We start from the raw sequence: 14,329 nt of genomic DNA on the forward strand, positions 1-14,329 counted from the left end.
TCCCTTACCTTTCTTTCGTTTGTTCGTCGTTTTTTCTCTGGACAACTTCCTCTCGAATGGAAATCCGAGATGGCAGCTGTCTTATTTGAGTATGCCCGAATATACGGGAAGAGTATGCCTAATTTTGGATAATCAACAGCCGTGAAACCATAAATCATTGGATAACTCAAGGACGTTAGTTACTCAGAGCTAAAAGTGCTATAAATTGTAGTGTGGCCAGGCTAAGTGGCTCTCTCTTTCTTTATGTAGTTGTTTTTCTGGAGAAAATGTTTGTTTTCTTGAATGAGTTGGTGAATGAGCTGTTTTTTGTTGTTGAACTTTGTCGATTAAACTTTCGACCGCACAAACAGCCTATTTTACCATCGACATTCGCTTTCTCTCATTGTCTATCGTTATTCACATGATAGACAAGCAACAAAAAATATCCAGTTCATTTTATGATGTGGTTGAATATTTACCGATATTTGTAAAAAACTGAGTGAGGTGTTTTCCCCACTCAGTTTTTTTTAAAAGATAGGAGTATAAAATTTCGGTACAGAGAGATGTCTAGCTCCAAGCGCCATCGGCTCGAATCGCTCCGCCCCACACTGCGGCGGCTGAGCCTCCTCGGTGGGGCTTGTGCGATCTCGCCGATAGGCGGGCGCTTTGCGCTTTTCTTACAGATGAACAAGCTTTTGCAAGGTGCTTTCTACTTTAAATACACGATTGTTTAATACTTGGATGCTCGATTCGTGGTCGGTGAGGGCAGGGAGTACTTTCTCTTCTAGTATGTTGGTTAAGCGGGTGATGTTTCCTTGCATGTTGTGGACATCGAGTGCGAGTGCATCGTATTTTGCGGCGAGCACCTCTTGACCGTGACGAACCGCTTCACAAATCGCTTTCGTTTCGAGTGTTCGTTCGTCAAGCAGCTGGACTTTCCCATCGAGTGCTTGAACTTTCCCATCGAGTGCTTGAACTTTCCCATCTAGCGCTTGAACTTTTTCATCTAGCGCTTGAACTTTTTCATCTAGCGCTTGAACTTTTTCATCTAGCGCTTGAACTTTTTCATCTAGCGCTTGAACTTGTTGACGTAAAGAAGATACTTCTTTTTCAAGAGTTTCTACCTTTTGCTCGACTGCTTCTACTCGTTTTTCCAGCGATTCGACTTTTTCTCGTGTTGCTTTTACTTCATGAAGAATTTCATACAGCAACTGTTCCACCATTCCGTTCACCTCCTTTTCGTTTCCATTTTACACGAATCGACAGCGGATGACTAGCGAACATGTTCATTTTTTAGGAAAGCTGGTTGAGGAGCACATTTTCCCAACGACGTTTTAGTAGAGAACGAATAGCGAATCGATTACAATAATAATAGACGAGTAATAGAAGGGGAGTACGAGATGGATACGTCATGGCTAAAGCCGATTACAGAGGCGAAATATTTAGTAGTAGACAACGCGTACCGATACCGTGCGATTTTGCGCTATTTTTACACACAGCACGAGCGAATGCGCCAATATTTGTTCCCAGAAGAAGTGTACGCTTTTTTAAAACAATTCGATGAATTTCAAGCGTATACAGAAGAAGAGCTGCAACAAGACTTAGAGCAGCTCGTCAAATGGAAAAACTTAATCGCTAGACAAGAAACGGGCCATATTCGGACGATTGAGGAATTTAAAAAGAAACGGTTTCGCTATCAATGCAGCCCATATACGGTCGAAATCGAACGAATGATTCGCACGCTTGAGCAGCTAGGGGAGACGTTTGGCGGCTCGCTCGAAAAAACGCGGTTTGACCGCTTGTATGCGTCGCTTGTCCGGATGGAATCGATTATTCACGATGGGTTTAGGGAGAAGCGGGAGGAAATGAATCAAGTGTGGGAAGAAACGTTCGATTATTTTAAAAAAATCATCCAAAATTCTGCCGACTACATCGCTTATTTGAACGGAGAAAACATGGAAGAACGGATGATGTCGGATTCGTTTCTTGCGTATAAAGAACAGTTTACCGCCTATTTGCGCGATTTTATCGTCGCATTGCAAAAAACATCGATGCAAATTGAAAAGCTGCTCGAAGACTTGCCAGAAGACGGTGTTCGCCGTTTTATTGAGGAAGTGGTCGCTTATCAACTCGCCATTCCCCGTTTTGAAGGCGCAGTTTTTTCGCGTGAACAGCTAACGGAAGAGAAGCTAGACACGTGGCGCAGTTTAAAAGAATGGTTTTTAGGGCGAAACGGCCACGAAAGCGAACTGTCGTTTTTGCAAAAGCAGACGAACGAAGCGATTCGGCGAATGACGCGCGTCGTCCAGCGGTTAGGGGAGCGCCATCATCATTTTCGCAGCCGAAAGAAAGACTACTTGCATTTAGCCAAATGGTTTTCGTCATTAGAAACGGTAGAAGAAGCACATAAACTGTCCGCGGTTGTGTTCGGCTGTTTCCATACGAAACACATCGTCGCCGAAAATGATGCAACGGAAAACATGTACCGCGATATTTGGGAGGAACAACCGGCAGAATGGCTCGTCAAACCGCGCGTTCGCCACTATCGAGAAAAGAAAAAGCCAGAAGCAATGATTGATCGGCGAAAAGAAAAAGAGGAAACGATGACCGCCTACTTAGCAGCGAAGCAACAAGAAGAAGAAGAGCTCGCACAGCTGATAGACGACGGGAAAATTGTACTTCGGGAGCTTCCGGTTGTTGCTTCACATATTCGCAAAACGTTGCTCGGGTGGATTGCGAAAGCGATGGGGCGAGAAGACCGGATCGTCCAAACGGAAAACGGATGGAAAGTGAAAGTGGTCCAATGCGAAGGAACGATTACACTGAAAGCAGAAGATGGTACGTTAATGATGCCAAATTACGAAATCCATTTGCTAGACTAGGAGAAGAGAGAATGGAAAAAGAGTTTGATGAGAAAGCGAAAGAAGCGTTAACGGCGTTGTTTGAACATTTTTGGATTGTTCGGGAAAAAGAGCCAGAACTTTTTCAAAAAATACGCGAACGCGAAAAAGTGTTAAAGCGATATGTGCAAGAGAAATTTGGCTATCGGCTCATTGTCCACCGCTATTTTGCTAAGCTCGAAAAAATACCAGCCGAGCCAGAAGCGTGGATGGGAATTGAGTCGTTTCAAGAACCGCTCGATTACGCGTTGTTTTGTTGCTTGTTAGCATATTTAGAAGGAAAAGCGGTCGAAGAAAAATTTTTATTATCTGACGTATGCGAAGAAATAAAAGCGATGTATCTAGGTGAAACAGCGCTTGACTGGACGAACTATCAACATCGGCGCGCTCTTATTCGCGTGTTGAAAACAGCCGAGCAAATCGGGATTGTACATCACGTCGACGGGGAACTCGAGGCGTTTGCCAATCAAGAAGACGAAGAAGCGTTGTATGAAGTCCCTGTATTGTCTCGCTATTTTATGCGGTCCTATCCGAAAGATTTTATTCAATATGAAACGATCGAGCAACTGTTGGAGGAAGAGTGGAAAGCAGCGCCGGACGACTACCGTCGCCACTTTATTTATCGGCAGCTCTTTTTATCGCCTGTTGTATATCGCCGGCAAAAAGACGATCCAAACTTTTATTACTTGCGCAACTTCCGCCACCGATTGCGTGACGACATCGAAGCGCATACCGATTTTCGCTACGAGCTATATAAAAACGCAGCGTTGCTAACCATTCCAGAACGGCAACATGTGTATACATTGTTTCCAGATCAAAAAGGGACGTCGGATATTATCCTTCATTTCGCTTCTGTCGTTCGCAATCATTTGGACAACTATCCACCGGATGAATACGGACAAATTCATGTGACGATGTCCGATTTTCAGCAGTTGCTCAATCACTGTATGGAGCAATATGGCGAAGGCTGGAGCAAAACGTATCGTGAAATGACGATGGCACAACTCTCGTCTGAGCTGCTCGCTGCTTTAAAAGAATGGAAAATGGCAGAGCATGAACAGGGAACGGGCATGGTCGTGCTGTATCCGCTGCTTGGACGGCTTGTCGGTCGATATCCAGACGATTTTCTAATGAAAGGAAGAGACGATGATGACGAATAAATGGGTGCTTCATCGCGCGGGATTGATTAATTTTTGGTATTACGACGAGCAATATTTCGAATTTGCCGACGGCAAGTTGTTGCTTCGTGGGACGAACGGTTCTGGGAAGTCAGTGACGATGCAAAGCTTGCTTCCTGTTTTATTGGACGGCAAAAAAACGCCGGACCGGCTCGACCCGTTCGGTTCCCGGGCACGGCGAATGGAAGATTACTTGCTTGGTGAAAAAGAAATTGTCGATCGCGATGAGCGGACAGGCTATTTGTTTTTAGAATATAAACGAAAGCAAACGGAGCAATATGTGACAACGGGAATCGGGTTGCGGGCAAAGCGGCAAAAAAATATGGATTTTTGGGGGTTCGTCATTTTTGATAACCGCCGCATCGGTCGCGATTTATTTTTATATAAAACGGAAAAATCAGCGAACGGAACAGAAAAAATCCCGCTCACGAAACGCGAGTTAGCCAATTTGCTTGGCAGCGGCGGAACGGTTGTTGATTCACAAAAAGAATATATGGAGCTCGTCAATAAGCACGTCTTCCGCTTTGAATCGATGGAGGCGTTTCAAGAATTAATTGAGCTATTGATTCAATTGCGTAGCCCGAAACTATCGAAAGATTTTAAGCCGACGGTTATTTATGAAATTTTAGAAAGCTCGCTTCCGGCGTTGACAGACGACGAGTTGCGCCATTTATCGGAAACGATTGAAAATATGGATCAAACAAAGCAACAACTCGAGCAGCTAGAGCGCGACGAGCAATCGCTAAAGCGGCTTTGTGCGCAATATCGAGCATATAACGAGTATATGATCGCAGAAAAAGCAAGTGAATGGATAAAGGCAGACAAACAGGTAAAGCGGCTAGCAGAAGAAGGAAAACAATGGCTTACGGAGGAAGCAGAAAAACAAACGCACCTTGCGGATTTAAGCGAATACATTCAAACGCTTGCAAACGAACAGGACGTATTGCATCAACGAGAATTAGAATTAGCAAGCCACGAAGTGTTCCAAGCGGCAAAAGAATATGAACGAGTTCAACAAGAAATAAACGACATTCACGAAAAGCAACAAAAACTATTGCGGCAAATTGACGAGAAAGAGCAACTAGAACGCCGCTATAAGCGCCAGTTAGAAGAAGACGAAGACAAGCGGTATCAGATAGAAAAGCAACTCGCACAGCAACTAGAAGATTTACGGCATGATGCGATGGAAAGTTCATTTTCTGCGCATGATCTGAACGAAGCTGATTTCTCTCGCCAGCGCCAAACGAAATTTGACTTTACCGTCTGGAAGAGAGAAGGGCAAGAATACGCCGAAAAACTAGAACAGGCGATTGCGCTTTGGCGCCGACACGACGAAATGAAGGCGCGCTATGAAGAGACGAGTAAAGAGGTAGGCGACTTGCAGCGGGAAGTAGACGAATTGCGCCATGAAGAAACGAAATGGCTCGAACTGTTAGAAAACGAAAAATCACGGTTCCAACAAGAAGTATTTCGCTGGCTCGAACAATGCCAAGACGTTTCCGTACGAGAAGCATCTGTCCAACTATTTTTGCAGCGCCTCCATGCACTATACGAAACGTATCATGTCGATGAGATGAAGCAGCCGTTTACAGAAGCGTATTACGAAGCACTCAATCGAAAAAACGAAGAAAAAATGGCGCAAAAGCATGCGTGCACGTTACTAGAAGAGAAGATTGCCGCAAAAGAGGCGGAATGGAACCAATGGAAAACGCAAAAAGACCCAGAGCTAGCACGCGATGAACAAACGATGGCAGCGCGGGCGGAGTTAGACGAAAAAGGGATTGCTTTTGTCCCGTTTTATGCAGGAGTGGAATTTCAAGACCACGTACCAGAACCGCTTCGCGAGCGGATCGAATCGGCATTGTATCATGCAGGGCTATTGGATGCGTTAATTACGGAAACCGACGTGGAAGTAAGGTGTGACCGAGTGCTTGTTCCACGCCCTGTTGAACTGGCGCATACATTAGCAGACTACTTACAGCCAGACGTAGATGAAGGATGCAAAGTGTCCACAACGCGCATTAAAGAAGTACTCCAAAGCATCGTGCTTGCCGATGGAGAAATGGACGGGGCGTTTATGCTCAACGAAGAGGGGCATTATACGCTCGGGTTAGTCAAAGGGCACGCACCGATGCGGGAAAAAGCGTTGTTTATCGGGCGGGCTGCCCGCAAGCGTTGGCGGTTAGAAAAAATCGCTGCCCTTGAAGCGGAATTAATTGAGCTTCGTGCTCAGTTGCACGAGCAAACCGATAGGCTCAAACAGCTCGAGCAGACGATTGCGCAAATAAACAGCTGGTTTCGCGCCTTTCCAACTGACCGCGACATGCGGGCAGCTTTTGAAGAACGGGAGAAAACGAAACGGCACCTTATAAGCAAACAACAAGAATGGGAGCGGAAAAACGAGAAGCTTGCCCAACTAGCCCGCGACTGGCAACAAGCAAAACAAACGTTGCGTGAACAAACCGAAGGACTCGATTTAGAGTTTTCCAAAGACGGCTATGAACAGGCGCTTCTTTTGATGAAATCGTATATGCGCGGGCTTCACGAACTGCAAATGACCCATCGTGAATTTCTTCATTTGCTCGACATGATTTGCCATCGTACAGAACAGCTAGAAACGTTGCAACAAGAAATCGATGAAACAAAAGGCGAACGACATGTGCTTGCAAAAGAGCAGCAAAAACTCGAACTAAAACGGCAAGAAATCGAACGGACGCTGCAACTAATGGGCGCAGAAGAAATCCAAGCAGAGATTCAACGCGTCCGTGACCGGTTGGCATTTTTACAGCGAGAAATGCCGGCAAAACTGAACGAGCGTATCGCGCTAGAACATGAGCTAAAAGCCATTCGTGAAAAATGCGAACAGCTGTCAGCGAAAGAATCGTTTGCTAAGCAGCTCGCGACAGCGTGGAAGCATTCGTTTGAGCGGGAACTTGCCCTTGAACTGGTAGAACTTCATAGTTCTAATTTGTTAGAAAAAGCAAAAGAGGCGCTGCAACGGTATGGAACGCTAGCGAAAGAAACACGGACGTCGCTTGTGAACCGATTAAATAGCATCTTTTTTCAAGAATCAGCGAATTTAACGGAATACCGGCTCAGCCAAGAGCCAGTCTCGGTAGAGGAAACGAATCCATTTATCGATATCGAATTAGACGAAGAAATGGAATTAAAAGTCGCAGGGTGGAGAGAAAAGCAAGACCGCATCGTCCTTTTGCTTGATTATAAAGGGCAGCGCGTATCACCATTTTATGTACTACATGAAATCGAGCATGACATTTTCTTGCAGCGCGAATATATGAAAGAGCAAGACCGCGAATTGTATGAAGAAATTATTTTAAAAACAATCGGGCGGATTTTGCGCAGCCGCATTCAACGGGCGGAGCGTTGGGTAAAAGATATGAACGAACTAATGCAACAGCTCGACACATCTTCCGGTCTTGTGTTGTTTATTCAATGGAAGCCGCGCACTGCGGAAACGGAAGAAGAGATGGATACGAAAGAGCTTGTCGAGTTGTTGCGAATGAACTCGCGGCTATTGAAAGAGGAAGATTTGCAGCGGGTGACGAAACATTTCCGCTCAAAAATTAACCGCGCCCGCGAGTTGTTAGAAGAGCGTGGTCAAGGCAATACGCTGCACCAAATTATTAAAGAAGTGTTGGATTATCGGAAATGGTTTTCGTTCACCCTTTATTACCAAAAGACGAATGAACCGAAACGAGAGTTGACGAACCAACGTTTCTATCAATTTAGCGGCGGGGAGAAAGCGATGGCGATGTATATTCCGCTATTTGCCGCGACGTATTCGCGCTATCAAGAAGCGGCAGAAGATGCACCGTACATTATTTCGTTGGATGAAGCGTTCGCGGGGGTAGACGAAAACAACATCCGCAACATGTTCGGGCTTGTCGAACAGCTCGGGTTTAACTATGTGATGAACTCGCAAGCGCTCTGGGGCGATTACGATACGGTACCGGCGCTATCGATTTGCGAACTCGTTCGTCCGAAAAATGCCTCGTTCGTGACGGTCATTCGCTATTATTGGAATGGAAAAGTAAAGCAGCTTGTCGCTGAGGATGCAAGAAAGGGTGAGATCATTGAACCGATTAGATGAGGCGGTGCAATTTTTTCGCGGTGAACGTTCGTTTCACCGCCTTTTTTGCGAAATGAAAAAGAAATACGAATCGCTTGGCCGCATTGGCGGCACGATTTCCGTTGCATCTTTTTCAATGGAAGAAAAAGATGCGATTGCGTCGTTTTTTGGCAAAGAAATGAGCCGTGTGTCGCTCGCAGCGTTTGAACAACAGCTTACTAATACAAGGTTTGCCGGTATTTCGCTGATTGAACTATTAGAGCATTATTTTGGCGAACCGCTTGTGACGAAAAAAGAACAGCAGATAGAAGCGGAGCGGGAAAAAGAAGCATATTTTACACGGTTGATGCATACGTATCGAGCACAGCGCGATTGGCTGATAGCGGTAGAGAAGCAGCGGTTTGTGCAATTAGCATATCAACAAACTCCTCAAACGTTAGAGGTAGCACTTTCTGCCGTTTGCCGCGCGCTTGAACAGCTTCCGTCCACTTACACGCGCCTTCCTGTGTTTGCGCAAAAAGTAACAAACGACCCGCACGCGTTTGATTTGCATACGCTCTCAGGGAAGCTATTGCTTTCGGCGCTACAATTTTATGCGGACACCGAGTACGACCTTTCGTCGGTAGAAGACGTGAACGAACTATTGCAGTCGTATCGGCTGTTGCGGGAAGATGTGTTAAATTTTGTGACGTGTGCGGGCGTGATGGCAGAAATAGAAAAAGATCGCCATCCTGTTTTCGCTGCTGCATGCGAAACGAATACGGCGCTAAATGTGCCGCTTCGGGAAGTAATGCCGTTGGCACGGGCGTATCCGTCCATTGGCAACACCGTCTTTGTCGTCGAAAATGCGGGCGTGTTTTCGACGCTATTAGATACGAACGTGCCGCTCATTAGCACAAACGGCCAGCTCAATTTAGCGACGATGTGGCTGCTGGATTTGCTTGTCCAAGAAGGAGTCACTCTTTATTATTCGGGCGATTTTGACCCAGAAGGATTAAAAATGGCGCAGCGCCTTGTCGAGCGGTACGGGCAATCGGTGCGGCTTTGGCATTACAACCGTGCCGATTATTTGGCAACGAAACCGACCGTTCCGCTATCCGACGAGCGCTTAGCGAAATTGCAATCGGTTACGCTTCGTGACTTGCAGCCAGTAAAACAAGAAATGTTACGGCGGAAAAAAGCAGGATACCAAGAGGCGCTTGTGGAAGCGTTGAGGAGGGAGGTGGAGGGAGATGTTGATTTTAGTTGAATTGTTGATTTTGTTGGAGTTTTGGTAGTAAAATAATTTTAACAGGAGGTGGGAAAAGTGACACGTGCCATCGACCGAGAGCAAGAACATATGTGGGATAGTGTGTACATTCTTTCGCAAATTAATAGTGAAAAGGCGAAAGCTGTATTTAAAGCAGCAATTGAAAAATCTTTTTGGCAACTAGGGATTACGCTCCCTGTTTTTTCAACCATTCGCTTTTCATTGCCAAATGAGGAGCACCTTTTCTTGCTTCGGGACATCGAAAAGAAAATGCGAGAGGCTTATACAACGAAAGAACAGGAGAAGGCGTATGAATATTTAGTGGATTATATTGAACAGCTGTCCGAAATAGCGGAAGGTGATTCACTGACTGTTCGCAAAAAATTGCTTGTTTCCTTGTTAAATGAAAGTGCTAAATTAAACAATAAAATAAAAAACTACCAGCTACCAACCTCTATCGTTTCATTTCCATCTAGACAGACTGCTATTGCTTATTACACGACGACTGAAGTGGCGAAAAAGCTCGGGTTAAGTGACCAAACGATTCGACGAATGTGTGAAATTGGAAAATTCCCAGGAGCATATAAAACAGATGGCGGTCATTGGAGAATTCCACAAGACATTTTTGTTACAACGCCGGAACAAGATGACCGTGCAGAGCAAGTCCTACACCAAATCGATAGAAAGAATCAAGAGGCAGGGGATGTAGATGAATTTAATCTATGATTCCCTGCGTCCCCCCTAAAGTATTGATCGACACGACCGTTTTATGCGGTGCGCTGCGAGTCGATGGAATTAACCGAAAGATTCTTAAAGCTGCTCGTTTCCCACATTTCTTTCAGCCAGTCATATCACGTGTTTGTTTATTTGAGTTTGTTAGAAATGCTTTCCAAGGACTTGGAAAAGGAGATAAGATGGTTATATACACTCTGCAAGAAATCGAAGCATTTTTAAACGAATTTTTATGTCCAATCTTTCGGTACTATACAAACCTTCCTGTCAATAGCTTAGTTGGTCGGTATAGTGTTGAAACAATCATGCGAGAGAATCGTCCGATTGGAGAAGTATTGGTCGAGTTAAGCGGATGTGATCACGAAACTGCTAAGCAGATTATTACTTCGGAAGAAATGTCTGAGCCACTTTATCGTTTTGATCAAGAAGACTTTCATGTTTGGATAACAGCTATTCAAGAGGAATGTGATTACATACTTACGACCAATTATCGGCGATTTCCAGCCCAGATTGGATCGATTAAGCGCATTCATCCGAGGGAGTTTTATAGGTATTTATCTGATATGGAATATGTATTTAAAGAGAGGGAAAGCGATGAATGACATTGTGCAAAAACAGAAGCGGTATTTTCGCACAGGGGCAACGCTTTCGTTGTCTTTTCGGCTTGCGCAGCTTGCTCGTTTGAAAGAAACGATTCAAGCACATGAACAAACGATTATTGATACATTGGCGAAAGAGCTGAATAAATCACCATTTGAAGCATATACGACAGAAATCGGGATCGTGTATGAAGAAATCCATTTTATCACGAAGCGGCTTGCTCGATGGATGAAGCCGAAGCGCGTACCGACGCCGTTGACGCACTTTGGCTCAAAAAGCTACGTATATCCAGAGCCATACGGAGTAAGCCTCATTATTGCGCCGTGGAACTATCCGTTTCAGCTCGCGATTAGTCCGCTTATTGGCGCGATTGCGGCAGGAAATTGTGCAGTAGTGAAACCGTCGGAATATACGCCGGCGATGTCGGCGTTGTTAAAAATAATTGTTGCCGAAGCGTTTTCGGAAGAGTATGTTGCTGTCGTAGAGGGCGGTGCGGACGTCAGTCAACAGTTGCTCGATTTACGCTTTGACCATATTTTTTTCACCGGAAGCGTACCGGTCGGAAAAATCGTCATGGCGGCGGCTGCGAAACACCTTACTCCTGTCACATTAGAACTCGGTGGGAAAAGCCCAGCGATTGTCGATCAGTCTGCCCATCTCGAATTAGCCGCGAAACGAATCATTTGGGGCAAGTTTTTAAATGCTGGACAAACGTGCATTGCCCCTGATTACGTGCTTGTGCATGAAGCGATGAAGCAGCCGCTGCTTGAAAAAATGAAGCGATATATGGATGAACTGTACGGCAACCCCGATGCATACGGCCGCATTGTGAGCGAGCGTCATGCGGAGCGGCTCGTTCGGTTTTTAAACAACGGGACGGTGGTATACGGTGGAAACTATAACATCGAACAGCGATGGATTGAGCCGACGCTACTAGATGATGTGACGTGGGACGATGCCATCATGCAAGAAGAAATTTTCGGTCCTCTCTTACCTATTCTTACGTTCCAAACGATCGAGGAAGCGATTCGTACGGTACAAGATCATGAAAAACCGCTCGCCCTTTATTTGTTTGCAGAAGACAAGCACATCCAGCAACAAGTGCTCACGCAAGTAAGCTTTGGCGGCGGCTGCATCAACGACACCATCATGCACATCGCCAACCCGCATTTGCCGTTTGGCGGGGTCGGACAAAGCGGAATCGGCGCTTACCACGGCAAGGCAAGCTTCGATGCCTTTTCGCACTACAAAAGCGTCGTCAAACAAACAACGAAATTCGACATCCCCCTCCGCTACCCGAACTTCCCAAATGCGCTCAAGTGGGTAAGGAAGTTGATGGGGTAGGGGGATATATATCCAAGAAATGCATTTTGCCTCGTTTTTAAATAGTGAAATTTTCCATAACTGTCGTCGACCTCCAATCTTGCGAAAATCCCGGGGGATCGACGACAGCTTATTTTTTACGCCCATATCAGCTATAAAAACAAATTTCACATATTGATGGAATTTTTAAACAAATGAATTTGTACATTTTTTTCATGTATTGATACATCAGTGTTTTTTTGGGGGGTGTATCGTACCTACGAGGATTCGGATTTTCGCACCTATACTACTTAGATTTCATATTAATGCAAATAGAAAAGCCAGCGTTCAACACGCCGACTTTTTCAGTATGATCTACTTTTTCAAGCGTTCCCGTACATCTTCTGCCATATCAAGTATATTAGCAATCTCCGCAACGTTCATTCCTTTTTTGCTCATTTTTCTTATTGTTCTCTTTATCTCTTTTTTCTGACCTTGTTCTAATCTTTTTTTAACCCTTCTTTTAATCCATTCAATCCCTGTTTGCAAAATAGTGGAATTTTTCATGTTTTTGTGGCTTTGAACAGAGCAGTTATGTCTGAAACATAGTGCTTAGATTTGTAGAAAAAAGCATCTGAACGTGCTACAATCGCAGTAGCAGCTGCATGAAGCGGATGGGATGGTTGGCACTCCCTGTAAGAAAGGGGGTGTTTTACATGGTGACGTACGAAGCAATAAATATACTCTTTCAATTTGGCATTTTCTTAGCTACGGCGTTAACAGCTATCGTGGCAGTAATCGCTCTTGTCACCGACAGAAGAAAGAAGTAACCTCCCTCCGCTCTTGGCCAAAGAATGCAGGGTAGTTACTTCTTTTTGTAACATTACATTAAGGCCAGCCGCTCTTCTTGCGGCATGCAGTTGCCGTGGCTGAGCGTTCCGAGCGCTCAGTCTTTTTTATTCTATGAAATACCTGCTTTTATTATACAAATGATACGTCATGTTTGGCAACATAAGGGCAACGTCCACCACACGCAACGCTTTTGCGAAGCGAACGGCGGATTTGGCGTTTGCACTTGGAAACAACCAAAGCAAATAGGTGTTTCATGATATCGTACGGAACGTCTTCCGTTTTTTTAGAAACTGTCGAATCATGAAACGTTAGCAATCTATCCACCTTCGCTACATCCGCACCATGGTGGAAGCTTTTCCATTCGTGAAGTGCCGCAAGCAGAACGCCTTTCTATACCGCCATTTAGATTTCGTATTGATGCGAATAAAAAAGCCAGCGCTCAATACGCTGACTTTTTTAATATGGTCTACGCTTTCAAGCGTTCACGTACTTCTTCTTCCGTCATATCGAGTATATTCGCAATCTCCGCAACGCTCATTCCTTTTTCAAGCATTTTTTGAATCAGTTCGCGCTCTTTTTGCTTCATGCCTTCTTTCATGCCTTCTTTTATGCCTTCTTCCCGACTTCCGCGAATGTTCGATAGTTGGTCAAGTAGCCATTTGAGCCGCATTTCGTATGCGTAGCGGTTTTCCGGGTCAACGCTTAAACTTTGCCATTCCTCTAACGCTTCTAAAATTTCTTGTTCTGTCATCGCGATTCCCTCCAATTCGCGAACCATTTCTTCATCCACTTTCTTTGATCGGCTATCAACAGCCGACAACATCGTCAACCACGGCCATTCGGGCGATTGTTTTACTTCCCGACGGTGTTTCTTCCATTTTACCATAAATTGTGACAAATCAAGCACATGAAATTCAAGGTGATGGCTCCAAAGAAACTGTTCTTCGTCTTCGCGGATGTGGAACACGGTATGAAAGCGGTCGGTTTCGTGCGGGAAAAGTGGATAGTTTAAGATGGCAATCATAATGGTTGGGGGGAGTGTCACGTACCGTTCTCCTTTTGATAACGAAGAGGAAAATAGCCGCGCCCAGTAATACAATAGCCGTTCAGGCATGCCGTATTGCGGGATGATTTGAATTTCGACGTGAATGCGTTCGCCACGATTTGTGCGGACGATGACGTCTAGCCGTCCCGTTTTTCCGTCTTCTGTTTCTTTCGTCAGTTCGGTGTTTTCAAACTGCACATCGACGATGCGGTCATCTTCTTTCCGATGTAAGAGCGCGTTTAAAAACGCCATCGTAATTGATTTTCGGCTCGGATGGCCAAACAACTGTTTAAACATAAAATCCATTTTTAAATCAAGATACTGCATGTACCTCATCCTTTCGTGAAATATTCGGATACAATTTGATTACACTCGGGAAATATGGGAAATGCAAATGTGGAA

At 45.0% G+C, this 14,329-nt stretch carries 11 protein-coding genes and 2 pseudogenes; 9 read left to right on the top strand and 4 right to left on the bottom strand.

The features are described from left to right. A pseudogene (locus GGR02_RS05190) lies at window positions 1–132 on the top strand (IS4 family transposase); the annotation flags it as partial. 524 nt (window positions 133–656) lie between these two features. On the opposite strand, the gene GGR02_RS05195 reads toward GGR02_RS05190, so the two are convergent. Next, window positions 657–1,202 carry a BLOC-1 subunit 2 family protein gene (locus GGR02_RS05195; protein ID WP_183183683.1) on the bottom strand — a complete coding sequence of 182 codons (546 nt, stop codon included), beginning with the start codon at window positions 1,200–1,202 and terminating at the stop codon, window positions 657–659. 177 nt (window positions 1,203–1,379) lie between these two features. Here GGR02_RS05195 and GGR02_RS05200 point away from each other — a divergent pair, with 177 nt between their 5' ends. Genes GGR02_RS05200 through GGR02_RS05230 form a run of 7 tightly spaced genes read left to right on the top strand, consistent with a single transcriptional unit; the run spans window position 1,380 to window position 12,072 of the window. Then, a complete protein-coding gene (locus tag GGR02_RS05200; RefSeq protein ID WP_183183684.1) occupies window positions 1,380–2,861 on the top strand; it encodes a TIGR02677 family protein in 1,482 nt (493 codons plus the stop codon). An 11-nt stretch (window positions 2,862–2,872) separates the two neighbouring features. After that, window positions 2,873–4,039, top strand: coding sequence for a TIGR02678 family protein (locus GGR02_RS05205; RefSeq protein ID WP_183183685.1), 1,167 nt, complete (start codon window positions 2,873–2,875; stop codon window positions 4,037–4,039). Then, window positions 4,029–8,168 carry a TIGR02680 family protein gene (locus GGR02_RS05210; protein WP_183183686.1) on the top strand — a complete coding sequence of 1,380 codons (4,140 nt, stop codon included), beginning with the start codon at window positions 4,029–4,031 and terminating at the stop codon, window positions 8,166–8,168. Before GGR02_RS05205 ends, GGR02_RS05210 begins: the two co-directional genes overlap by 11 nt. After that, entirely contained in the window at window positions 8,152–9,396 is a 1,245-nt protein-coding gene (locus GGR02_RS05215; RefSeq protein WP_183183687.1) for a TIGR02679 family protein, read from the top strand. The genes GGR02_RS05210 and GGR02_RS05215 overlap by 17 nt, the downstream gene beginning before the upstream one ends. Window positions 9,397–9,453: 57 nt before the next feature. Then, on the top strand, window positions 9,454–10,122 hold the full coding sequence (locus GGR02_RS05220; protein ID WP_183183688.1) for a helix-turn-helix domain-containing protein: 669 nt from the start codon (window positions 9,454–9,456) through the stop codon (window positions 10,120–10,122). Then, complete coding sequence (locus tag GGR02_RS05225) at window positions 10,119–10,730, top strand: PIN domain-containing protein (protein WP_229706103.1); 612 nt, start codon at window positions 10,119–10,121, stop codon at window positions 10,728–10,730. Before GGR02_RS05220 ends, GGR02_RS05225 begins: the two co-directional genes overlap by 4 nt. After that, the gene (locus GGR02_RS05230; RefSeq protein ID WP_229706101.1) at window positions 10,723–12,072 is read left to right on the top strand and encodes an aldehyde dehydrogenase; all 1,350 of its coding nucleotides are present in this window, start codon (window positions 10,723–10,725) and stop codon (window positions 12,070–12,072) included. The genes GGR02_RS05225 and GGR02_RS05230 overlap by 8 nt, the downstream gene beginning before the upstream one ends. A gap of 333 nt (window positions 12,073–12,405) precedes the next feature. Here GGR02_RS05230 and GGR02_RS17265 read toward each other — a convergent pair whose 3' ends face one another. Next, window positions 12,406–12,597, bottom strand: a complete 192-nt coding sequence (locus GGR02_RS17265) for a hypothetical protein (RefSeq protein WP_188619055.1) — start codon at window positions 12,595–12,597, stop codon at window positions 12,406–12,408. Between the two features lie 149 nt (window positions 12,598–12,746). On the opposite strand from GGR02_RS17265, the gene GGR02_RS17270 reads away from it, so the two are divergent. Beyond that, window positions 12,747–12,860: a putative holin-like toxin gene (locus GGR02_RS17270; RefSeq protein ID WP_229706100.1), complete on the top strand. Its 114-nt coding sequence runs from the start codon at window positions 12,747–12,749 to the stop codon at window positions 12,858–12,860. A gap of 214 nt (window positions 12,861–13,074) precedes the next feature. Here GGR02_RS17270 and GGR02_RS05235 read toward each other — a convergent pair. Both GGR02_RS05235 and GGR02_RS05240 read right to left on the bottom strand, forming a co-directional pair. Further along, window positions 13,075–13,263 (bottom strand): annotated as a pseudogene (locus tag GGR02_RS05235) (IS4 family transposase); the annotation flags it as partial. A gap of 85 nt (window positions 13,264–13,348) precedes the next feature. Further along, a complete protein-coding gene (locus tag GGR02_RS05240; RefSeq protein ID WP_183183690.1) occupies window positions 13,349–14,254 on the bottom strand; it encodes an Rpn family recombination-promoting nuclease/putative transposase in 906 nt (301 codons plus the stop codon). Between the last annotated feature and the right edge of the window lie 75 nt (window positions 14,255–14,329).

The sequence above is a fragment of the Anoxybacteroides voinovskiense genome (assembly GCF_014196205.1).
GTDB classification, from domain to species: Bacteria; Bacillota; Bacilli; order Bacillales; family Anoxybacillaceae; genus Anoxybacteroides; species Anoxybacteroides voinovskiense.